Annotated in this window: 22 protein-coding genes; 5 read left to right on the top strand and 17 right to left on the bottom strand. The window is 34.1% G+C overall.

Annotated features, from left to right (window positions below; all coding sequences use genetic code 11):
• The first annotated feature begins 9 nt into the window (after positions 1–9).
• The 3 genes from EAH81_RS07770 (at position 10) to EAH81_RS07760 (ending at position 2,408) form a co-directional block, all read left to right on the top strand.
• A complete protein-coding gene (locus EAH81_RS07770; RefSeq protein WP_140505585.1) occupies positions 10–693 on the top strand; it encodes an aspartyl/asparaginyl beta-hydroxylase domain-containing protein in 684 nt (227 codons plus the stop codon).
• 10 nt (positions 694–703) lie between these two features.
• A complete protein-coding gene (locus EAH81_RS07765; RefSeq protein WP_140505583.1) occupies positions 704–1,663 on the top strand; it encodes a sulfotransferase family protein in 960 nt (319 codons plus the stop codon).
• A 73-nt stretch (positions 1,664–1,736) separates the two neighbouring features.
• Positions 1,737–2,408, top strand: coding sequence for a TrmH family RNA methyltransferase (locus EAH81_RS07760; protein ID WP_140505581.1), 672 nt, complete (start codon positions 1,737–1,739; stop codon positions 2,406–2,408).
• Between the two features lie 219 nt (positions 2,409–2,627).
• Here the strand turns inward: EAH81_RS07760 and EAH81_RS07755 are convergent, their stop codons facing one another.
• From EAH81_RS07755 to EAH81_RS07695, 13 genes are all read right to left on the bottom strand, one after another.
• Entirely contained in the window at positions 2,628–3,548 is a 921-nt protein-coding gene (locus EAH81_RS07755; RefSeq protein ID WP_140505579.1) for a YARHG domain-containing protein, read from the bottom strand.
• Positions 3,545–4,180: a DUF2306 domain-containing protein gene (locus EAH81_RS07750; protein ID WP_194150814.1), complete on the bottom strand. Its 636-nt coding sequence runs from the start codon at positions 4,178–4,180 to the stop codon at positions 3,545–3,547. Before EAH81_RS07750 ends, EAH81_RS07755 begins: the two co-directional genes overlap by 4 nt.
• Positions 4,181–4,488: 308 nt before the next feature.
• Positions 4,489–6,099: a PepSY-associated TM helix domain-containing protein gene (locus EAH81_RS07745; RefSeq protein WP_241676536.1), complete on the bottom strand. Its 1,611-nt coding sequence runs from the start codon at positions 6,097–6,099 to the stop codon at positions 4,489–4,491.
• A gap of 182 nt (positions 6,100–6,281) precedes the next feature.
• Complete coding sequence (locus EAH81_RS07740) at positions 6,282–8,453, bottom strand: TonB-dependent receptor (RefSeq protein WP_140505576.1); 2,172 nt, start codon at positions 8,451–8,453, stop codon at positions 6,282–6,284.
• A 72-nt stretch (positions 8,454–8,525) separates the two neighbouring features.
• Positions 8,526–8,903: a hypothetical protein gene (locus EAH81_RS07735; RefSeq protein WP_241676535.1), complete on the bottom strand. Its 378-nt coding sequence runs from the start codon at positions 8,901–8,903 to the stop codon at positions 8,526–8,528.
• A 40-nt stretch (positions 8,904–8,943) separates the two neighbouring features.
• Positions 8,944–9,903, bottom strand: coding sequence for a transporter (locus tag EAH81_RS07730; RefSeq protein ID WP_140505574.1), 960 nt, complete (start codon positions 9,901–9,903; stop codon positions 8,944–8,946).
• 364 nt (positions 9,904–10,267) lie between these two features.
• A complete protein-coding gene (locus tag EAH81_RS07725; protein WP_140505571.1) occupies positions 10,268–11,314 on the bottom strand; it encodes a cytochrome-c peroxidase in 1,047 nt (348 codons plus the stop codon).
• Between the two features lie 246 nt (positions 11,315–11,560).
• Positions 11,561–12,364, bottom strand: a complete 804-nt coding sequence (locus EAH81_RS07720; RefSeq protein WP_140505569.1) for an MbnP family protein — start codon at positions 12,362–12,364, stop codon at positions 11,561–11,563.
• A 109-nt stretch (positions 12,365–12,473) separates the two neighbouring features.
• Complete coding sequence (locus EAH81_RS07715; RefSeq protein ID WP_241676534.1) at positions 12,474–12,851, bottom strand: hypothetical protein; 378 nt, start codon at positions 12,849–12,851, stop codon at positions 12,474–12,476.
• Positions 12,852–13,175: 324 nt separating this feature from the next.
• Positions 13,176–16,517, bottom strand: a complete 3,342-nt coding sequence (gene secA / locus EAH81_RS07710) for a preprotein translocase subunit SecA (RefSeq protein WP_140505566.1) — start codon at positions 16,515–16,517, stop codon at positions 13,176–13,178.
• 87 nt (positions 16,518–16,604) lie between these two features.
• A complete protein-coding gene (locus EAH81_RS07705; protein ID WP_007138072.1) occupies positions 16,605–16,826 on the bottom strand; it encodes a DUF2795 domain-containing protein in 222 nt (73 codons plus the stop codon).
• A gap of 222 nt (positions 16,827–17,048) precedes the next feature.
• On the bottom strand, positions 17,049–17,618 hold the full coding sequence (locus EAH81_RS07700; protein ID WP_140505564.1) for a cob(I)yrinic acid a,c-diamide adenosyltransferase: 570 nt from the start codon (positions 17,616–17,618) through the stop codon (positions 17,049–17,051).
• A gap of 98 nt (positions 17,619–17,716) precedes the next feature.
• Positions 17,717–18,403, bottom strand: a complete 687-nt coding sequence (locus tag EAH81_RS07695; protein WP_140505561.1) for an ABC transporter ATP-binding protein — start codon at positions 18,401–18,403, stop codon at positions 17,717–17,719.
• Positions 18,404–18,713: 310 nt separating this feature from the next.
• Here EAH81_RS07695 and EAH81_RS07690 point away from each other — a divergent pair, with 310 nt between their 5' ends.
• Complete coding sequence (locus EAH81_RS07690) at positions 18,714–19,373, top strand: DUF6565 domain-containing protein (RefSeq protein ID WP_140505559.1); 660 nt, start codon at positions 18,714–18,716, stop codon at positions 19,371–19,373.
• A 79-nt stretch (positions 19,374–19,452) separates the two neighbouring features.
• Here EAH81_RS07690 and EAH81_RS07685 read toward each other — a convergent pair whose 3' ends face one another.
• Together EAH81_RS07685 and EAH81_RS07680 are read right to left on the bottom strand one after the other, a co-directional pair.
• A complete protein-coding gene (locus EAH81_RS07685; protein WP_140505556.1) occupies positions 19,453–19,842 on the bottom strand; it encodes a helix-turn-helix domain-containing protein in 390 nt (129 codons plus the stop codon).
• A gap of 151 nt (positions 19,843–19,993) precedes the next feature.
• Positions 19,994–20,785 (bottom strand): O-methyltransferase, encoded by a 792-nt coding sequence (locus tag EAH81_RS07680; protein ID WP_140505554.1) that lies wholly within the window; start codon positions 20,783–20,785, stop codon positions 19,994–19,996.
• Between the two features lie 159 nt (positions 20,786–20,944).
• Between EAH81_RS07680 and EAH81_RS07675 the strand changes: the two genes are divergently transcribed.
• On the top strand, positions 20,945–22,495 hold the full coding sequence (locus EAH81_RS07675; protein ID WP_140505551.1) for an SDR family oxidoreductase: 1,551 nt from the start codon (positions 20,945–20,947) through the stop codon (positions 22,493–22,495).
• 95 nt (positions 22,496–22,590) lie between these two features.
• Here EAH81_RS07675 and EAH81_RS07670 read toward each other — a convergent pair whose 3' ends face one another.
• Both EAH81_RS07670 and EAH81_RS07665 read right to left on the bottom strand, forming a co-directional pair.
• On the bottom strand, positions 22,591–23,133 hold the full coding sequence (locus tag EAH81_RS07670) for a hypothetical protein (RefSeq protein WP_140505549.1): 543 nt from the start codon (positions 23,131–23,133) through the stop codon (positions 22,591–22,593).
• Between the two features lie 230 nt (positions 23,134–23,363).
• Positions 23,364–23,843, bottom strand: a complete 480-nt coding sequence (locus EAH81_RS07665) for an FKBP-type peptidyl-prolyl cis-trans isomerase (RefSeq protein ID WP_140505547.1) — start codon at positions 23,841–23,843, stop codon at positions 23,364–23,366.
• Between the last annotated feature and the right edge of the window lie 66 nt (positions 23,844–23,909).

The raw sequence follows: 23,909 nt of genomic DNA, 5'->3' as shown, positions 1-23,909 counted from the left end.
AAAAAGCATATGAATCCTTCCTCCAGTAAACTTCCCGTTTCTTTTTCGATAGATAAATTACAGCAAGAACTTGCGATATGCGAAAATGATTTGTGGACTCCTCATTTTAATACAGGGCGTTATGAAGGAAAATGGACTAGCGTTTCTTTGAGATCACAATCTGGTTTGATAAACGATATCATGTCTTTTCCAAACAAAGAATATAAAAATACGGAGTTACTGGATCGTTGTCAGTATTTTAAAGAGATTATGGATTGGTTTCAATGTGAGAAAGAAGCTGTACGTTTACTAAGATTAGGACCGGATAGTGAAATAAAAGAACATGTTGACAATGATACTTCTTATGAAGATGGTTTTTTTAGAATTCATATTCCCATTATAACAAATTCTGAAGTTTATTTTTATGTGGATAAAAAAATGGTTCCAATGAAAATGGGCGAGTGCTGGTATGCCAATTTCCAGCTTCCACATAGCGTAGAAAATAAAAGTTCAGAACCTCGCATTCATCTCACACTGGATTGTATAAGAAACGATTGGTCTGATAAATTGTTTGCAGAAATGGGTTTTGATATCAGTTCTTCGCCAGCAAAAAAACAATATTCAGATGAAATGAAGCAAAAAATTATTGCTGAACTTTCTCGAAATCCATCAGAAGCCGGAGCAAAAATTATCGCAAATTTATTAGCAGAATAAAATATATAAAATGGAAAATCTAAACCATCCTCTTTCAAATTGGATTCCTTATAAATTAGTAGAAAAAGATAGTGATGTTTATTTTGAATGGATTTACTTGGCAGATAAAAAATTTGCCGATCCATTTTTTGATGAAACAATTGCAAAATGCAAAAGCCATGAATATAATTCAAAATTGCTGAGAGTTGTTAGTACGGTAGAAAATCTTATAGATTGGTCTGCAGCGTTAATTCCGGTAGATTTGAAATCAGTAGTATTTCATGTGTCACGATGCGGTTCTACGATGTTGAGTCAGTCGCTGGCGACTTCTGCTGAAAATATTATGATCTCTGAAGCACCTATTATTGACGAAATTTTAAGAAGTGATAATTTTGGGCTGGATAAAAAAAGCGCTCTTTTAAAAGCTGTAATAACTTTTTTAGGACAAAAAAGATTCCCGGAGCAAAAGAATTTGATTCTAAAATTGGATGCCTGGCACATATTTAATGCCGGTTATCTGAGGTCAATTTTTCCGAAGATACCTTTTGCATTGCTTTACAGAAATCCAATTGAGGTTTTAAAATCACATCAGAAGATGATAGGAATGCATATGGTTCCCAATTTATTGCCGCCAAGTGTTTTTGGAATTACGGCAAAAGAGATTAACGAAATTAGTTTTCAGCAGTATGGAGCATTGGTTTTAGAACGATATTTTCAAGGTTTTATAGACTTTTATGAAGCAGATCAAAATGTTACATTGCTTAATTATAATGATGGAATGAAAAATGTCGTAGAGAAATTTGTTTCCTTTATTAATGTCGATTATTCTATTAGTGAATTGGAGAAAATGTACGAACGTTTAAAGAAACATTCTAAAAATGAGAATGCTATTTTTGAAGGTGATTTTTTTAAGGAAGAAGAATTGGAAATAGATTTTATAGAGGTTGAAAAGTTGCATGAAAAATTAAAAGACATGCTTATGACCTATTAAGAGAATTTAAAATACTTATGAATCTTTCTTTCTATTTTATTTAAAATGTATTTTTGCGATAAATAAAATTGAAATGATTGACTTAGATTACCTTGCTTTCCTCGAAAATATACTAACAGATAATCGTAAAGAAAAATTTCTCAAAGTACTTGGAAATCGTACAAAGCATTTTACAATTGTAGTTGAAGATGTTTTTCAGATGCACAATACAAGTGCCGTTATGCGCAGTTGTGAGGTTTTTGGAATTCAGGAATTGAATGTTATCGAACAGCGTTACGGAAAAAAAATCGATAAAGAAATTGCAATGGGAGCTCAAAAATGGGTTGACATCAATCAATTTGATTCCGTAACCAATTGCATTTCGACTTTACAGAACCAAGGTTATCAAATTATTGCGACAACTCCTCACGAAAATGATTGTTTGCTTGAAGATTTTGATATTACAAAACCAAGCGCTTTATTTTTTGGAACAGAAAGAGATGGTTTGTCAGAAGAAATTCTGGAAAAAGCAGATGGTTTTCTTAAAATTCCAATGGTTGGTTTTACAGAGAGCTTAAATATCTCCGTTTCGGCTGCTATAATCATTGAAAATATAACAAACAGATTACGTAATTCAGATCTTGACTGGCATTTATCCGAGGAAGAAATTCTGGAGAAACGTTTGGATTGGGCTAAAAATTCGATTAAAGATATTAAACGAATTGAAGCGAGATATTACGAAGAAAATCCTCAGGACAAAGTATAAGTTTAATTTTTTTGAATCTCGCAAAGACGCAAAGTCGCAAAGTTTTTTATTTAAGGCTAACAGATTAGAAAGATTCAAAGGATTATTTCACGCAGATTCTGCAGATTTAGGCAGATTTTATTTTGATTTAGAATTATATAAATCTGCGAGCATCTGCTTAAATCTTTTTAAATCTGCGTGAAACAAAATAAAACTTTGTGTAATTCGTGGCAAAAAAAATTATCTTCCAAAAGAATCATAATTATCTTCGGCATATTTTTCAAAACGTTTTAACAAAACGATATTTTCTTTTTCAACCGTTGTTAATTGATCATCTACATTAGTTGCAATAGGAACATACCATTCAACATCATCAAAAAACTGACGAACTGTTTTAGTTTTAAAAGTAAGTCCATGTCTGGCGAAAATGGTATTTCTAAGAATTTCCAAATCAATTTTCTTTAAGTTTTTAACATCAGATTCTTTCAATTTTTGTGTTGATGAATTGATTGTTGAAATTTTTTCAGAAGCTATTCTGTATACCGTTTCCATATAAGGTTCGGCTTTTTTAGTATTCGTTGAATCTTCTCCTTCTTCAGTATCTTCTTGATCTTCTACATTTGTAACTAGTTCTTCTTTTGAGTTTTCAAAATCAACATACGGATCTCCTTCAGGAAGCATAGCATTTGGATTGTATTTGAATTCTTGTTTATACAACGTAAATTTCCTTTTAGTAACTTCTTTTTTTCCATTATTAGCAGTCCAGGTTCCTACTAAAAGGGTGTCTTTTTGAATTTCAAAAGTAAAGACTCCGTCGTTTTTATCATCTCCGGGTTCTTTAAGGGTAAAATAAAATGTGTTTCCCGTTCTTCGCATAAAACCTTTAAGAGGTCTGCTGTTGCCCGCAACAATACTTTGTCCGGTAACTTCATCAGCGGTAATTTTCTTTATGACAATATTGATTTTGTTGCTGTAATTTTCTTTGGCTTCTCTGGTTGTGTCTCGTTCTGCAGCAATAAAATCGCCAACCCACGAACCATATAAATCGGTTCTGATTTCTTCGGGCATTGAATTATCGGTATTATTTTTTGCAAGGTTTTTTTCTTTAGAATTACAGGAAAAAAGGAATATTGATAACAGTAAACAAAAAAGTTTTTTCATTTTTTTAATTGGTTATAAAGATAATATTCAACGATTAATAAATTGGGAATCCAACCCAGCCACGCGATTATCTGATACACATCCATAGGCGCGGGATGAAACAAATATACTAGAATAACCTTCCAGAAACGCAACGTAATAGCAGAAAAGGTCAGGGCAAAACTTCGGAACATAAATGCCTGATGTTTTGTAATATTTTTATTTTTAATAGATGTAAAACCTTTAAGAGTAAAGTAAAACCATAGAATTGATAAGGTCACAAAAGAAATTTTGGAGTAAAGCCCGCCGTTTGCAAAAAAGCCAATAAATAAACCCGAAGGAGCACTAAAAAAAAGAACTGTAAAAACGTAAAATTTACCAATATTTCTGTGTGCTGCGGGAAATTTTTTTAAAAGCGCAGAACTGAATTGAGAAAATCCTGCAAGCAAAACAAAAATAGCTGAATATACATGTGTATAAAAAAAAGGAATATAAAATGGGATTTTCTCTACCTCGGATTGTTTTATTTGAAGAAAGGCAATGTCTTTATGAAAGGGTATATATTGCCAGGTAATCTTAATCATTAAGATAAAAAAGTAACTAAAACAGATGGTCCAGATTAAGGGAAATAAAAGACGAAGGTTTTTTCTCAATTTTAGTTACGTGATTAAATACAATCAAATATATGTAAAAAAAAAGTTTATAAGGAACTGAGTTTCTAAGTTGCTAAGAAAAAAACTTAGTCCCGAAGCTCAATGTCATTAAGTTAAGCTTTTTTTAGATAATTAAGACTGAAAAAAAATCGCGCAAAGTCGCAAAGCCGCCAAGTTTACATACATTTTCTTTGCTCCCGAAGCCTCGGGACTGCGACTTTGCGCGAGATTTATTCGGCAATATTCCCTTAGCTTAATGACATTGCCCGAAACTTCGGGATAGTAACTTAGAAACTCAATAGTTTATATTACTTTTTCAAAAACAGAATAAAGCCAAGAATACTAACAACTAAAATGGTCAAAGCTGCCAAAACCATTGTTAAATCCCGAATGTTTTTTCCTGCCCAATCCATGAATAAAAATTTGTGTAGAATAGCAAACGAATATCCTTCGACCATATCTGAGCTTTTAACTACTGCTGCTAATCTTGAAGTCACCGTTTCTATAAAATAAGTAGTTTTCTCCGGAGTATCGTAGGCTAATTTTACAACGGGTAATCTTTTGTTGACAAAACCATATTCTCTGCTTTCGAAATCAGTTAACACTTTAGATTCTAATAATTTTGCATTTTCTAATGAAACTTCCGGTTCATTAGAACTTTCGACCATTTCGCAGCAAGCCGCTTTTGGTGCTCCATCTGTAAAATAATAAGCCAGAAATTCGGCATATTCAAGATCAATATTTGGCGTAATTTTATTGGTTGTTGCATTAATGTAAACGACTTCAGATTTTGGATCTTCTTTTTTATTCCATTTTGAATTAGAATCGGTTTTTGATGTTTTGAATTTTTCCTTTTCAAGCAATTGACAACGATAATAGGTGGTGTCATTTAAAGTAATAATACTCACATTTTGAAAACGATTCCAGTCTAAATCTAACGCATTATTTGCCACAGGAATTTCTTTAGTTTCAAAAGTTGGCTCATAAACCATTTGTGATAAAGTATAAGGTGCCCATTTTGTTGTAGCGTGATAAGCTCCGCTAAAGGCAAATGTCAAAGTGAAAAGTGAAACCCAAATTCCAATTTGACGATGGTATTTTCTAAGTCCTTTCTTAGGTTGTAAGTTATCTGTTTTTTTGAATTGTTTCCACAATAGACCATAAATCAGAATTCCGCTCAAGGCAGAAAATCCAATTATTGACAATAAGAAAATCATCGTAATAATTCGGATACTGTTATTGGTAATCGCATCGATAAACGACCAATTATGAAAAGTATCAAAGAACCAAATAAAAGCTTGTCGGGAAGTTGGGTTGTAAGTGGCTAATTTGCTCGATGATGTTTCTACATAAACCTGCATCGCATCCGGACGGTCAAAACTAAGTTTGTAAACAGGCAAATACCGATTTACATATTTGTATTGAGAAGTAAATTCAGTGACAATTTCGCTCTTTTTGACAGCACTTTTTTGATCGTCAAGGAAATATCGCGAAAGCCATTCTGCATATTTTTGATCTCCGTTTTCTAGTTTCTCAGCTGTTGAAGTATCGTAATACCATAATTCACCAAGTATAGTTTTAAGCTGATAATAGGTTTTATTGTTGAAAGTAACGATTCTGAAATTTTTGAATTGCGTTAGTTCATTTTTCTGTAAAACTTCCTGTATAGAAAATTTCAATTGATTTTTATCAATAATTTGCTGTTCCAGTTTGTCATGGGCAATTTCCGGTTTAAAAAAATGCGCCATAAACGGATGCATCAAACCTGATAATGTCCAGAAAATAACAGGAACAATGGTAATTAAACCAATTGTTCTGTGCCATTTGTACATGTGCTGTTTGATTTTCTTGACAAACTTAGCCCCGATAGTCATCGGGGTTTTTTTAGATTTTTTTTCTCTATTTATTTCTTTGCTCATTGTTAGGTTTTTTAGCCCCGATGGAGGCGATATCCTTTTTATGTCCGCCGCGGCGGACATAAAAAGATAAAGCCGAGAGCGGGATTAGCTTCTAATAATTATTATTTTTTTGGCCACAGATTAAAAAGATTAACACAGATTATTAAAAAATTATTTTAATCCTCTTAATCTGTGGCAGAAAATTATTGGTGCCTATTATTTTTTAATGAAAAATTGTACTGTATTCCAAATACAAAAGTTCTTGGAGCTGCTGCGGTATATGTGGGTTGAGCATTTGTGGTATTGGCTCGCGAAACGTTGTAAGTGTACAATTTATCGGTTAGATTAAGGACGTTTCCGTACACTTCAATTCGTTTCCATTGATAACCAACTCTTGCATTGAATATGTTGTAACCGCTATATTTTACAGTATTTATTTGGTCTTGGTAGTAACTTCCCACAAGTTGCCATTCTACAGAAGTTCTCAGGTTTGGAAGCCAGTTTGCATAATAACTAACTTCTGAATTTCCCGACCATTTTGGTGCGGCAGGCATTTCTTTTCCGTTCAAATCCTGAATCGGATCTGATGGTTTGTCTGAAAGTTTAAAATCGATATAAGTGTGCTGCGCGTAAGTTCCGCCAAGACGAAAGTTGAATTGTTTTGATGGTTTGTATGTGGCTCCAAATTCAATTCCTTTATGACGTGTTTCTCCAGCCGAACGATAATCTGTTGAATTATCAGCCAATTTAATGTTCAAAAGCTCATTTTTTCCTTCCATATAATAGAAAGCGTAGTCAAAATTTAGTTTATTTTGAAGGAAAGATAACCATCCGCCAACTTCATAATTGTTGAAAGTTGCAGGTTCCAGATTATAATAAAAACCTGCAGGAACTCCGGTTGTTCCCCCGGTTCCGGGTTTAGTTCTGAAAATTGAAGTGATTCCGGGAGGCGCAAAACCTTGTGAGTAATTGCCATAAAAACCTGCAGACTCAAACGGATTATAGTTTGCACCAGCTTTAAAAGTCACTTTGTCGTAGATTTTGCTTCCTGTAGAATTATCTAAAGCATTGTCATAATTGACTTTCATATTATCATAACGTCCGCCAATAGTGATGACTAATTTTTCTATAGGATTAAAACTCAATTGTGCATAACCGGCGGTGTTGAAAATATCGGCTGTATAGTCTGCTAATTTTGAATCGGGATGTTCGGCAATAATCTCGTATGAATCTACGGTTTGTTTTCCGGGAACACCCGGATTTAAGTTCGCTTTTAAATCTATAACATAAGACCAATAGGTAACGGGAGAATAATCATATAATACTCCCGCAACAAGTTTGGCATTCAGGAAGTTGAATTTTTGAGTATGCTGTCCGATTGCTCCGTAACTTTTGAAGTTATTCGAATTTACTTCGCCTTTTGCCGTTGTAGGATTTACGGTTGGACTCCATTTTATCCCGTAAGAAGGATTTTGCCCTAATTTATTGTCACGTAAATAAGCTGTAATATAACTGCTTGAATTGCTGTTCCAATCGTGTTCTAATGTTAATCTGGTACGCAAAGCATCAGATTTTCTATAGGTAAAATTAGAAGTGCTTTTGTAAGTTCTGTTATTAAAAGCGTCTTCGTTTACAGTTCCGCTCATGTCTGAATAATATTTTCCATACATGGTGCTACTAATCAATCGGGTAGAAGGCGAGATGTTATAATCAATTCTGGCATTCAGATTGTCTTTGTTATAATCCGAATACGTCATCCATCCATTTTCCTGCAAACTTGAAATTCCGGCAATATGAAAACCAACTTTCCCGATGGTTGCGCCACCCGCTGCCTGAAATCTTCGGTAGCCGTAATTATCTGCCTGAACACCAAATTTGAATTCAGGATTTACAGGCGGTTTTAGCGAAATTAAGTTGATTGTTCCGCCAACGGCTTCTGGTCCGTATAAAGAAGAAACAGGACCTTTTACAACTTCAATGCTTTGCAGATTATATTGATTGATTTCCAGTAAAGCGTTGTGATTGAAGATTCCCATTGGACGAATCGGTAAACCATCTTCCAGATATAAATAATATGCATTGGTTGTCATTGGCTGCCTAATCGACATCATATGCTGTTCGTTTCCTAAGTTAACCATTAAAACTCCCGGCGTTTTATTGATGATTTCGTAAACCGCTGTAGCTTTGGTTTCGTTGATTGTTCTTGCGGTTATTTTACTAATTGCAACAGGAGTTTCTTTGCGTAAAGTAGCGGTTCTATTTGCCGTTACAAAAACGTTTTCAAGTTTTTGAGATTTGGTTGTGTCTTTTTCCACTTTGTTTTGTGCCAAGACACATTGCCCTATTATCAATAGGGTAAAGTATATTTTTTTCATTATAAATTATATAAATTTTAAAAGTAACAAGTGTTTTTCCTGACTTTTGGACAAGAAAAAGTGTAACTGAATTTATATAAAATAGGATGGAGGATGAAAAGTAGTACTCGAAACCGAAATAGGTTTTCTGTCAAAAGAACCAAAATTATTTGCTTTTGATACTATTGGCGTTATTAATCTGAAATCAGCAATAATTGTGTTTTGAATGTAAACAATTTCTGCTTTTTCTTTCAGATTGTCCTGCATTCTTTTTTCATTATCCGAATATTTCTTCAGGCTTTTTTGAAGTTCGCAACGACCATTACAACTATTAAAAATCATTTTTCGCTGTACACAAATGGTTTTGGAAATTTCCTCCTGATTTAATTTGAAAGAGGTATAAACAAGGAAGCTGCCAAAGGATGGCAGTAAAAGCATACAGGAAAGAAATATTATTATAATTTTTTTCAAAGCTTATTTCGTTGTTTTGATAATCTTATTATTTAATAGATTATAGCGTATAATTCAAATTTACACTCCATCTGTAATTGGCTTCCATATTGCCATTTGATAAATTTTGATTGATTGGCAACATTGCATTTATTCCAATAGAAAATTTATCTTTTCCGGCTTCAATTCCAAATTTGCCAAATAAAATATCACCTGCCGTATTTGGTAAATCAAGGTTGTGTTGTTTGTTGGTTTGATACAATTCTCCCGCCAAACCAGCTTGAGGGACTATCTGAACCGATTTTAAATCGAACAAATAAAAGAATGTTCCGGCATAATTGAACTGATCACCGTATTGGTAGTTTTTACTATTCTCTGTTTTGAAGATGTAATTCATAGTCGTGTTCAGACCTAAGTTTTTATGTTTAATCACATATTCAGAAATCAATGGAAAATCCCAACTTCCGGTTCCTAATTGAAAACTTTGATTGACACTTCCTAAATTATTGGCTTCTGTAAATTTTCCAGTCGGAATTTTGACACCTCCACCAAGATTTATTTTGTGCGTAAAAAATGTACTGTCCTTTTTGGTTTCAAAAACCGTGTACAAAGCCATCACGGTAATATCTCCTAAACCGGAAATATCTTCGGTTCCTGCCGTTAATTTTCTTTCATTAATATGATACGGTACTAAAGCCGAAATTTGGATTTTCTCTGTAACCGGAATTCGAGCCCAAACCTGAATTGTATTGAAGTTTTCGTCAATCCACGGAGAATTGGCGAAGATTCCGTCGCGGCTTGTATAACTTTGTTTAAGATATCTCAAACCAACAAAATTGTTATTCAACATCGAGCCAAAACCCATACTTCCGCCACTTGCCGAACATCCGCAAGCATCACAATCAAAGTCTTCCATCATCGCCAAACGCTGAAAGGTAAAGGCTGAAATACTATCTTTTACGTTGAAACTAAAGGCTGAAAAACCAACCAAAAGGGCGAACATTACTATTATTTTTTTCATTTTAATTATTTTTAGGAGCTGATCCCGCTTTTCGTTTCAAGCTTTTTTCAAAATCCCATTTTTCTATAAGTTTACAAAGCTTCCGCTGGTCGCTTTATAAACTCAAGAAAAATAAGGTCTTTTTTCAAAAAGGCTTTCCACTTCAATCGGGGCTAGGACTCCAGTTTTTATTATAATTTTATTTTTTTTGCCACTCCCAATAGCTATCTTGAGTAGGAAAAGTGTTTACACAATTTTGTCATTTCGAGGAACGAGAAATCTCCGCAAGCAACTCCGCCCCTAATATTGCCAATCTTTGTCGAGCTACTTTATGTGATTTCTCCCTTCGGTCGAAATGACAAACGTTGGTGATGAAATTATTCTGTCAATATTCAGAGAAACGTTTATCAGTCAAATATTGATTATCCGTCAACGTTTTCAGGAAAGCTATAATTTGTTTTTTATCCGTTTCAGAAAGCACAATTCCGAATTTTCCGTTTTGTTTCAATATCGGATCCAGAGTTGCTGAATTTTCAATTCCCGTTGCATAATGATCTAAAACACCTTCCAGAGTTCCAAATCTTCCGTCATGCATATAAGGTCCGGAGACTTCTACGTTTCGTAAACTAGGTACTTTGAATTTGTAATAATCAGTAGCCAATTCTGTTACTTTGTATCTTCCAACATCATTTACCATTGGGTTTACAGCAAGCCCATTATTTCGGAATGAGTTATCAGTCTGTAAATCTGTAGCATGACAAGAAGCGCATTTAGATTTAAATAAATCGTAACCTGCCAATTCATCTGTTGTTAAAGTTCCGCCAGCTTCATTTCGTCGGTATTTATCAAACTTTGAATTCGAAGAAACAATCATTACCATAAATTGCGAAAGTGCTTTTAGCATATTTTCGGTTGTAATGGCACCATCGTCAAAAGCCTGACCAAATAGTTTTTGATATTCTTTGTCCGCTTTCATCATTTTTAGGATGGCAGTAAAATTACCATTCATTTCAATAATACTCGTCAGCGGAATTATAGGCTGCAAATCTAAATGGTCTGCCGCGCCGTCGTACATAAAGATACTTTGGTAAGCCAGATTTTGAATTGGCGGCGTATTTCGAGTTCCTTGCGCATTATCTACACCATGACTTACAGTGTGTCCGTGATGTGTAAATGCATTGGCTTGTATGTGACAAAAACCGCAGGAAACAACTCCGTCAGAAGCTAACCGACCGTCGTAAAAAAGTTTTTTACCCAATTCGAATCCTTTTTCTGTTGGCGGATTCAGTGTAATATTGTAAGCTAAATCAGGAAAATTCGATGGAACTTTAAATTCTAACGGAACATTTACATATGCATCGTCTTCATTTTGATTTGAGCAACTCCATAACAACGGAATCATTAGCCATAGAAAATATTTTATTTTCAGCATGATTTTTAATTTTAAAAAAGCAAAACAGTGTTTTTTTTGCCACGAATTGCACGAATTTGCACAAATTACAATGGGATTAAATTTTTCTTGTTGTGATTGCTCTTTGGTTTTTTAGAAGTACAAAAGTTTTCATTTAGCCCCGATAGAAGCGATATCCTTTTGTGGTGGGGTTCACCACAAAAGATATAGCGGATAGCGGGACGTCATTTCTGGGAAACCGAAACTTTTGTGCTCCTGAAAATAAATTTAGTCGTTATGTACGTGATCAACTCTAAACATTCCGGATACGTTTTGAGTAATTAATGGCAAATTAGCACCGCCCATAATCATAGCGCCCATTCCACCTGCATTGTTGTCAGAAAGTTTGATTTTGTTTGTTCCATCGATAATTTTAGAAACGTCAGTAATAAGGTGAACCTCTGGAGTTATTGTAGTACGAACTAAGGCTTTTGTTGGTAAATCTAAGGTTACTTCGGTATAGTTATAATCCGTTCCTGTTTTACCGGTGTGAACCATAAAAGAGGTTGCAGTAGTTACGGTTGGTGAAGTAAAAGTTCCTTCGAAAGCCAGGAATTTATATCCTGCAGCCCAAGACCAAAACATTTCAGCATCATCTGCTTGAGCAAGAAGATCACCTTGTCCCGAAGCCCCTAATTTCCATTGTTCTTCATCAACTCCAATTCCGAATTTTACTTTTACATAATCTCCTGCAGGAACGTCACTAAGTTCAAATTCACGACCTTCTGCAGAAGCTTCGTCTGCTATAAAATAACTTTTACTTTTAGGATATGTAAAGGTTGTTCCGTCAGCTTTTGTTAAAACTACATTACTAACAATGTATTTCACCATGCTTATTTTTAAAATCTCGTTGTTGGACGTTTTGTTGGGCTGTGTGTTTAGAATAAGATCGTTTGTCCCGTAGGCATTATCAAATTCTAATATAATTTTTCCTTTTCCGGAAACATCATTGCTGCTGTCATCACTTGAACATGAACCTAGAGTAATAGAAATTGCCACAATAGCAAGAGCTTTGTATAATGTATTTTTCATTTTATGAATTTTATATAATAGTAATTTTAAATTATTTGTGTGTAAACACGATTTCATTGTTTGGTGACAATGAAATTTATTTCAATAGAATTGAAACGTTATTTAAAAATTATATAAAATAGGATGGTGGGTGAAATGTAGCATTCGAAACCGAAATAGGCTTGCTATCAAAAGAAGCAAAGAATTTTGCTTTTGATTGAATTGGTGTTTGTAATTTAAAATGTGCTGTAATTGTATTTTGAAGGTAAACAACTTCTGCTTTTTCTTTCAGGTTGTTTTGCATTTTCTTTTCGTTGTCAGCATATTTTTTTAAACTTTTTTGAAGTTCGCAACGGCCATTACAAGTATTGTTGACCATTTTTCGCTGAACACAAATAGTTTTAGAAATTTCTGTCTGATTTAATTTGAATGAGGTAAAAACAAAGAAACTACCAAATGATGGCACCAGAAGCATACAGGAAAGAAATATGATTAAAATTTGCTTCAAAGCTTTTTTCGTTGTTTATGATTGCAAAAGTACTGTTTATTCGATTTAGAAAGAATTTATTTTTAAGTTTTCGGAAAAAAAGTTTTCAGTCACAGTTTACAGTCGCGGTCGCAGTCTCGGTCTCAGTCGCAGTTTCAGTATTCAGTTTCAAACTGAGACTGTAAACTGCAACTGAAAACTGAAAACTGAAAACTGAGACTGAATACTGAGACTGAAAACTATATTAAATGACAAACCCGTCAGATTTTAAAACCTGACGGGTTTGATGTATATAATTTAGAATATCAGTCTGTAAAACTGCGACTGAAAACTGAAAACGGAGACTTACTTAACAAGAACCCAAGCGCCAGAAGCGATTAGAGTTTCTGCTTTTTTAAATTTCATTTCTTCAGTTTTGCCTGTTGCAACTTCCTGAACTGTTACAGTATCATTACGGTTGATTTTTGGCATATCTCTCACGATAGTTTCTGTAACCTGACGTTGTTGTGTTTCTCCAGCTTCGCGGTTGATGTCTTCGCTGTTAACAATTTCGTCTTTGCTTAATTTGAAGTTTTCTTTTTGACGAACTTCTTTTGCTTCGTGAATTTCAGGAACGTTTTGAGCCGGTAAATCACCTTTGAACAAGAATGAAATAACTTCTTTGTTAACGTTGTCTAACATTCCTCTAAACAAATTGAAAGCTTCTAATTTGTAAATAAGCAATGGATCTTTTTGTTCGTGAACGGCTAATTGAACAGATTGTTTCAATTCGTCCATTTTACGTAAGTGTTTTTTCCAGGCTTCATCAACAATAGAAAGTGTGATGTTTTTCTCAAAATCAGCAATTAACTGAGCACCTTCGCTATCGTATGCTTTTTTCAAGTCAGTTACAACATTCAAAGTTTTGATTCCGTCTGTAAATGGAACTACAATACGCTCAAAATGATTGTTTGGCTCTTCGTAAACTCCTTTAATGATTGGAAAAGATTCTCTTGCGCTTCTTTCTGTTTTTTCTGTATAGAAAGCTAAAGTTTCTTTGTAGATTTTTCCAGTGATTTCCATGTCAGATAATTTCACAAAATCAACTTCTGAAATTGGAGAAGTGATAGAGAAATAACGAATTAAATCAAATTCGAAATTTTTGAAATCATTAATCGGTTTAGTTTGACTCACGATCAATTCGCAAGTGTCATATAGCATATTAGCGATATCAAGTTTCAAACGCTCACCAAATAAAGCGTGACGACGACGTTTGTAAACTACCTCACGTTGAGAATTCATAACGTCATCATATTCTAATAAACGTTTACGAACACCAAAGTTATTTTCTTCTACTTTTTTCTGAGCACGCTCGATAGATTTAGTCATCATAGAATGTTGAATAACTTCACCTTCCTGAAGTCCCATTCTGTCCATTACTTTTGCAACTCTTTCAGAACCAAATAAACGCATTAAGTTATCTTCAAGCGAAACATAGAATTGAGAACTTCCCGGATCTCCCTGACGTCCTGCACGACCACGTAACTGTCTGTCAACACGACGGGAATCATGACGTTCTGTACCAACAATTGCTAAACCTCCGGCAGCTTTTACTTCTGGAGTTAATTTAATATCGGTACCACGACCAGCCATGTTTGTTGCGATAGTTACAACTCCGGCTTTACCTGCTTCTTCAACGATTTGAGCTTCTTGTTTGTGCATTTTTGCATTCAAAACGTTATGTGTAACGCCTCTCATTTTTAACATTCGGCTTAATAATTCTGAAATCTCTACAGATGTTGTTCCAATTAAAACTGGTCTTCCTGCATTTGATAATTCAGTAACATCTTCAATTACAGCGTTGAATTTCTCACGTGTAGTTTTGTAGATATAATCTTCTTTGTCTTGTCTTGACATCGGACGGTTGGTTGGAATTTCAACAACATCCAATTTATAAATCTGCCATAACTCTCCAGCTTCTGTAACTGCTGTACCTGTCATACCACCCAATTTGCTGTACATTCTGAAATAATTCTGTAATGTAACAGTTGCAAAAGTTTGTGTAGCAGCTTCGATTTTTACATTTTCTTTAGCTTCGATCGCCTGGTGTAAACCGTCAGAATAACGACGACCATCCATGATACGACCTGTTTGCTCATCGACAATCATAATTTTGTTGTCCATGATAACGTATTCTACATCTTTTTCAAAAAGAGCATACGCTTTTAAAAGTTGAGTAAGAGTATGAATACGCTCGCTTTTTATTCCAAAATCCTGGAATAATCTTTCTTTAGCTTCCGCTTCAGCGTCTTTATCCAATTTTTGTTTTTCGATAGCAGCGATTTCAGTTCCAATATCCGGAAGTACGAAAAAGTCAGCATCAGTATCTCCTGAAAGGTATTGGATACCATTGTCAGTTAATTCAACCTGATTGTTTTTTTCTTCAATTACAAAATACAAAGCTTCATCAACTTTATGCATTTCGCGATTGTTATCCTGCATGTATTGATTTTCAGTTTTTTGAAGCAATTGTTTAACTCCTTCTTCACTCAAAAATTTAATTAATGCTTTATTTCTAGGTAAACTTCTGTAAGCTCTTAACAGTAAGAATCCACCTTCTTTAGTGTTTCCTTCTTTGATTAATCTTTTAGCTTCAGATAAGAATCCGTTTGCTAATTGACGTTGTTGAGCTACTAAGTTTTCGATTTTTGGTTTCAACTCATTAAATTCATGACGATCTCCCTGAGGAACCGGTCCTGAAATAATAAGCGGTGTTCTTGCATCATCAATTAATACAGAATCGACCTCATCGACAATTGCATAATTGTGTTTTCTTTGAACTAAGTCGCTTGGCGAATGTGCCATGTTATCTCTTAAGTAGTCAAAACCAAATTCATTGTTGGTTCCGTAAGTGATATCAGCGTCGTATGCTTTTTTTCTTTGTTCTGTGCTAGGTTGGTGATTATCAATACAATCAACAGTTAAACCGTGGAATTCGAATAAAGGTGCTTTCCATGTACTATCACGTTTTGCAAGGTAATCATTCACAGTTACTAAGTGAACTCCGTTTCCAGTCAAAGCATTTAAGTAAAGCGGAAGTGTAGCTACCAACGTTTTTCCTTCTCCTGTTTGCATTTCGGCAACTTTACCTTCATGCAAAACCATACCACCAATTAACTGAACATCATAGTGAATCATGTCCCAGGTAATTTCTTTACCGGCTGCATTCCATTTGTTAGCCCAAGTTGCTTTGTCACCTTCAATGGTAACATAAGTTTTTGAACCTGAAAATTCGCGGTCTTTTGGAGTTGCGGTAACTTCGATAAAAGAATTGTCTTTAAAACGACGTGCAGTTTCTTTTACAACAGAAAATGCTTCCGGAAGGATTTCCAATAAAGTTTTCTCTGAGATTTCGTAAGCTTCTTTTTCAAGAGCATCAATAGCATCATAAAGATCTTCTCTTTTATCGATGTCTTCGATGTTTTCAACTTCGGTTTTAAGCGAAGCAATTTTAGCATCTTTGTCAGCTCTGGCTTCTTTTATTTTTTCTTTAAAAAATGCGGTTCTGGCTCTTAGTTCGTCGTGAGACAAACCCATTAGGCTGGTTTCGAATGTTTTAATTTTATTTAAATAAGGCTGTAAAGCTTTGACATCTTTCTGTGATTTATCACCTACAAAGACTTTAATAATACTGTTTATGAAACTCATGATTTATTGTATTTCTATTTTATGTAAATGTGTATTTGAACCAAAAAAAAAGTCTCGGTGATGAGACTTTTTTCTTTGGTTTATTTTTTAATATTCATCCTCATTCCAAAGATAATCTTCGTCTGTTGGATAATCAGGCCAAATTTCTTCCATTGATTCATATATCTCGCCTTCATCTTCAATTGACTGAAGGTTTTCTACTACTTCTAATGGAGCACCTGCTCTAATAGCGTAGTCAATAAGTTCGTCTTTGTTAGCAGGCCATGGCGCATCACTTAAATAAGATGCTAATTCTAATGTCCAATACATCTGTTATCTGTTTAGTTTGTGCAAAAATAAATTTTTTACTGAAAAAGACAAGTAAAATTTGATTTATTTTAATAAAATTTAAGAACGTCTCTGTTTAGTATTCAGTTTTCGGTGCCAGTTTACAGTCTAAAAACTGAAAATTGCTACTGTTTACTTCTTTTTTAATATTCAGTTTTCAGTGCCGGTTTTCAGTGTAAAACTGTGACTGCGACTGTAAACTGTTTACTTTCTGGGAATCCATTTCACTTCATCCGCTTTTAAGTCTGACGACAACTTCCGTGCCAAGACAAAAAGGTAGTCAGAAAGTCGGTTTAAGTACATAATTGCAATCTCAGGAACGTGTTCATTATGGCTTAGATGTACTGCCAAACGCTCTGCACGACGACAAATACAACGTGCTATATGACAATGTGACACAGTTGGATGTCCTCCGGGTAAAACAAAATGAGTCATTTGCGGAAGACTTTCTTCCATTTTATCAATTTCGTTTTCTAATAATTCGATATCAGTATCGATGATTCCGAGATTTTTCAAGCGAAGTTCGCCGTTTTTTAATACTTCTTTTTCTGCCGGAGTTGCCAAAATGGCTCCAACAGTAAACAAACGATCCTGAATTTCGATTAATATAGTTTTATAATGTGCATCGATTTCCTGATCACGAATGAGTCCTATATAAGAGTTCAATTCGTCAACAGTTCCGTAACTGTCAATTCTGATATGATCTTTAGGAACGCGTGTGCCTCCAAAAAGAGCTGTTGTTCCTTTATCTCCTGTTTTTGTATATACTTTCATTATATTGTAGATTGTAGATTTTTGATTTTAGATTGAAATGAGAATTCAAAATTTATGATTTAGAAAAAAATCTAAAATCTAAAATCAAAAATCTAAAATTATTTTGTAGTGTCACTTTCTATCAAACCGTCACGTAAACGAATTACACGATGTGCATAAGCTGCAATATCTTCTTCGTGAGTAACCAGAATTACAGTATTTCCCTGCGCATGGATATCTCCAAAAAGCTTCATGATTTCTACAGACGTTTTACTGTCTAAGTTTCCGGTTGGTTCATCGGCAAGGATAATAGAAGGTTTGTTGACCAAAGAGCGGGCAATTGCAACACGCTGACGTTGTCCTCCCGAAAGCTGATTGGGCTGATGATCCATTCGGTCTTCCAGATTTACTTGTTTCAAAACTTCTTCCGCTCGTTTGGTGCGGTCTGATTTTGAATATCCGGCATAAATCATTGGTAATGCTACATTATCTAAAGCGGTGGTTCTTGGCAAAAGATTGAAGGTTTGAAACACAAATCCAATTTCTTTGTTTCGAATTCCTGCCAACTCATCATCTTTCATTTGACTCACATCTTTTCCGTTTAACACATAATGTCCGGAAGTTGGCGTGTCTAAACAACCTAATAAGTTCATTAAAGTTGATTTTCCGGAACCGGATGGTCCCATTAAAGCTACATATTCACCTTTATTGATTTCTAAATTAATTCCTTTTAAGACATAAACGATTTCGTTACCAAGAACAAAATTTCGTTTTATGTCTGTTATTTTAATTAATGGATTTGCCATTTCGATTTACAATTTTGGATTTAAAAGTACAAAACACTTTTCAATAAACGATAAGTAGTTTCTAATTGATTTTTGTTACAGCTGTCAGGATTTAAAATCATGATTTTCTACAAATTATCATTTTTATAAAAATTATAATTTAATCAGATGGAAATCTGTTATGTGATTTTGTATTATTTTTATATAATTTCCATTTTTTCGTGATTTTATTGAATTATAATGTTTTAAATATTATAAAAGTGATAATTGTGTAATATGATGCTCTGTTTTGTAGCTTATATTTGGTATAAATATTTAAATAATCAGAATTATGAAAAACATACAATTATTATCAGGACTAGCTATTATAGCATTAAGCTTTACATCATGTAAAGATGAAAAACAAGAGAAGGCTCAAAAAACTGTCGACTCGTATGTCGCTTATGTCGATTCAGTAAAAAATGTTGCCTCTGCTGATTTGAAAGCAGATTGGAAAGCGGTTGATGCCGAATATGATAAAAAAGCTCAGGAAGCTGAATTAGCTTTAGCTGATATTAAAGACAATTCGGCTGCGACCGAAAAAGTGAATACAAGTAAAGTAAAATATGAAGAGTTTAAAAAAGAAATGACCGCCGTTTTTGCCCCACCTGCTCCAAGTCCAAAACAACAATTGCGTAATGCTTTATTTGGAGAAGGAAAAATAGGAGATGATATGAATTTTGATTGGGTAAATGCTAAAAATATTCATAGTGTTTATCAGCAATTTGTTCATACTGTTGAAGATAACAAAGATAAATATTCAAGAGAAGACTGGGATGAAGTTAAAATGATGTATGAAGCGCTTGACAGCCGAAAAAATACGGTTGAAAAAGAAGGTTTAACATCTGAAGATAACAGAAAAATTGCCGGTTTGAAATTGAAATTTGCTCCAATGTATACTTTAAATAGAATGGGAGCTAAATCTGAAGAAACCAAAGAAGCTAAAAAATAATTATTTATAAAATTGAATTAGTATGAAAAAGACGATCAGCAATGATCGTCTTTTTTTATGGTTTGAGCATTTTACTCAATTATTTGCTAATTAGTTTTTCAAGCATTGCCATCATTTCATTTTTCTCTTTCAGCATACGCTCATACAGTGCGATTTTTTCTTCATGCAATTGAATAATCTTTTCAATTGGATTGTAGTTATTAATTATTAATGTACTATCACTAAAAGTATTAGAAATAATATTTAATGCCTGATCTTGATCAAAATTTTGAAAAGCTTCAAGAGGAATTTTCATAGAGTGAGAGATTTGTTTCAGCAGATTGTCTTCAATTACCTCTTTCTGTTCCAGTATAGAAATTTTCTTTTGGTTCCAGTCTTCTCCCAAATCATAAGCTAGTGCTTCCTGTTTGATGCCAAGCATTTCTCTGAAACGTTTTACGTTTCTTCCCTGATGAATTTTCTGTTCCATAATGAGTGTTATTTTTCTAAAGGTTCAAAGATAAAGCTATCTCTACTAAAAAGTGAATTTCAAAGATAAAAAAACATTTCATAAAAATATCTATTTTTGTAGGATATTATATCTGATTTTAGAATAGTTTATCTGATGATGTGTTTTATAATTAAGCACGAATCACAAAATGTTCTTTTTCTTGCTCATATCTGAAAAAAACAAATCCCCATTGAAAAGTATCAATTGTTACGGTTACTTTTGGATGATTTTTTATGATTTCCCAAGCTTCTTCCATTTCTAAAGACCAATGAATATCATCAAAAATCCAAACAGAATCATTAGTAATCGTTGGTAACAAAAGATCAAAATAAGCTAATGTGGCTTTTTTAGAATGATTTCCATCGAAATATATTAGATCAAAGTTTTCAGTGGCAGTATTCAGTCTCAGTTGAAGGTCTTCAAGATAATTTTCGAATTCTGTAATTACAGGATCAACATTATTATACTCAAATTCATTTAATTGACTTTTTGCGACACCTGCTGTTTGCGGGCAACCTTCAAGCGTAATCACTTTTGCGTTTGTGTTTCCTAAAGCTAGGGCAGAAGTTGCCAAACCTAATGAAGTTCCAATCTCAAGAATGTTTTTTGGCTGAAAATAATTAGTTACACGAAATAATAGTTCGGCACGTTTTGGAGAAATTCCTGCTGTCGATGCAATTTTAGAAATCTGTCTTCTATTCGATTTAAAAACTTTTGAACCCGCACCAAAATCAGTTACTTCAATGAAGTTTTTGTTATTGAGTAATGATTTTCGATAGTTTCGCAAAATCGAATATTCAGGTTTTGGTTTCTTGTCATAAAAACATTTTGTCAATAAATTAAACACAAATGGCGAATGAACTCCATGTTCGTTTTTGGAATCCCAAAGGAATTTTAAATAAGATTTAATTTGAAATAGCATATAAATGTTTACAAGTAGGCGCGAAGATACAAAAAAACCGAAAGTCGTAAAGTCAAAAGTTTTAAAGACACGAGTATTTCTTTGTGGCTTCTGACTTTGGACTTTTCGATTTTTAAAAAGAGTATATTTGCGCATTAAGCAATAGTAATACATTTTATAATGTTGAAGGAAGAAGTGGAAAGTAAGAATACAATAACCTCAGAGGAGATTAATCAATGCATTGCGATTTTAGCACAATTAAATACCAATACAGATCAGATTTTTGATATTCCAAAAGAGCAGCGAATCGCATTAATCAAAGAAGCAGGACTTTTTTCAAGACCTGACAGAGATGAGTTTTCAAGACGGGTTAAAGATGGATTGCAAGCTGCCAAACGTAAAAAGGAAAAGAAAGACAAGACCGCTCGTAAAGAAACCGGAATTCGTCATGCAAGAGAAGCAAGTATATTTGTTGCGCCAAAATTATTGGCTTTTAATGATCTTGCCAGCAAAGAACAATTAGAGCTTGAAACTCCCAGAAATTGTTACGTTTGTAAAACAGAATTTACAAAAATGCACCACTTTTATGATACAATGTGTACGGATTGTGGCGATTTTAATTATGCCAAACGTTTCCAGACTGCAGATGTAAAAGGTCAAGTTGCAGTTATCACGGGTTCCCGATTAAAAATTGGATATCATATTACATTGATGCTTTTGCGTGGTGGTGCAACAGTTATCGCTACGACGCGTTTTCCGGTAGATTCGGCTTTGCGTTTTGCAAAAGAAGCTGATTTCATGGAATGGGGACATCGATTAAAAATTCATGGTTTGGATTTACGACATATTCCGAGTGTGGAAATCTTTTGCAATTTTATAGAGCAAAAGTATGAACGCTTGGATATTTTGATTAATAATGCAGCGCAAACGGTTAGACGACCTTCAGGATTTTATTCCCATTTAATGGCGAATGAAGAATTGCCAATAAATGCATTGCCTAAACAAGCGCAAGAATTATTGGGAGATCACCTTAATTGTCTCGACGAGTTAAAAGTTCTGACAACTGGATTTTCTTCCAATGAAAACATGCCGGTAACCTGGCACGGACCAGAACCCGGAATTGGTTTGCGTGCTTCGGCTCAATTATCTCAAATTCCGTATTCTTTTGATAATGCGCTTGTAGCAAATGAGGTTTTTCCGGAAGGAGAACTTGATGCTGATTTACAACAAGTCGATTTGCGAAAAACAAATAGTTGGCGTTTACGTTTGGGTCAAATAGAAACTACAGAAATGATCGAAGTGCAATTGGTGAATTCTGTTGCGCCTTTTGTGTTATGCAACCGTCTTTCGGAAGTTATGAAGAAAGATAATACGGGTAAAAAACATATTATAAATGTTTCGGCTATGGAAGGAAAATTTCATCGCTTTTTTAAAGAAGATCGTCATCCGCATACGAATATGGCAAAAGCTGCTTTGAATATGTTAACACATACTTCGTCCGGAACGTTAGCAAAACACGGTATTTTTATGAATGCCGTTGATACAGGTTGGGTAACTGACGAAGATCCTGCCGAATTGGCAAAAAAGAAACAAGAACTGGAAGATTTTCAACCGCCATTGGATATTGTCGATGGCGCAGCGCGTGTTATGGATCCTTTGTTTGACGGAATCAATACAGGAAAACATTGGTGCGGAAAGTTTTTGAAAGACTATAATCCGATTCCTTGGTGATTTTTTAGTCTCAGTTTACAGTTTTTAGTTTACAATAAAAAACCACAACAGAATTAAATTTTTGTTGTGGTTTTTTATTGATTGAAGAAATAATATTATCGGTAAATATTTTCACCTTTATTTGCTCTCCATATTTGCTCAAAGTATTCAGCATCTTCTTTATTACGAGTGTGAACTCCTAATACAACACGTCCATCTTTAATTCCATTTTCATAGACTTTTGCTCTGTCTTCCGGAATTCCGGATCCTACTAAAGCGCCTATTAAACCACCAGTAATTCCTCCGGCTCCGGCACCGGCCAATCCTGCAGCTAATGGACCAGCTATAATTAATCCTAATCCAGGAATAACAAGACTAGTTCCTAATGCTGCAATTACGCCAACAATAGCACCAATAGTTCCTCCAATTGCGGAACCTGTTCCGGCAGTTTCAGCTGCTTTTGTTCCTAGTTCTGAATGATCATCTTTGTCTGAATAATATTTTTTTCGAGTATCATCTGACATTATAAGATTAATTTCATCTTTTGTATAGCCTCTTTCATTTAAGTTGCTATATGCTCTTTCTATACTGTCGCGATCTGAAAACATTCCAGTTACAATCTCGCGTTTAGTTCCGTCAGGATTATGTAAATTTTCCATTTTGTATATGTTTTAAATTTGAATTTATTTTAACTTAAACAAAGCTCGTAAAACATATGGGTTTATTATTTATAGAATTTTTTCAAATTATTACATAATGAAATTGAGGTTTTTATCAAAATTGATTGTATTTTTTCTTCTATTTTTTCAACGCTTATTTTGCTCATAAAATAAAAAACCACAACAAATAATATTGTTGTGGTTTTTTATATGAGATAATTTTATGTTTTCTATTTGTTGACTTTAATTAATTTAACGTCAAAAACAAGTACTGAACCTCCAGGAATTCCATTATTAGTAAAACTTCCGTAGCCTAAATGTGACGGAACTAGTAAAATTCCACTTCCACCTTCTTTAAACAAAGGAATACCTTCAGTCCAACCTTTGATAACTTTATTTAAATCAAAAGACAGACCTGCAGCAGTGCTTTGATCCACTATTTTTCCGTTTGTATAGTAGCCTTTGTAAGCGACAGTCACATTTGATGTTGCTGTTGGTTGTGTTCCGGTTCCAGGTTCAGTGATTACATAATACAAACCCGAATCGGTTTTAAAAGCTGTTAGTTTGTTTTTAGCAATGTAATCTGTGATTTCTTTATCGTTTTCAACAGTATAATCTGTTTTTGGAGGTACTAGAGCAGTAGGTGTATCATTACTAGTGCAAGAAATAAAAAGGGTCATTACCAATAAGGCAGAAAAAAGATGTTTCATAAAAAGTAGATTTTTTAAAGCTGTAAATATAATGAAAAAGAGTTTTCAGTCTCGGTCTCAGTTTTC

The sequence above is a fragment of the Flavobacterium pectinovorum genome, assembly GCF_006438875.1.
In the GTDB taxonomy this organism is placed as follows: domain Bacteria; phylum Bacteroidota; class Bacteroidia; order Flavobacteriales; family Flavobacteriaceae; genus Flavobacterium; species Flavobacterium pectinovorum_A.
This window is presented reverse-complemented; position numbering and strand designations above follow the sequence as displayed.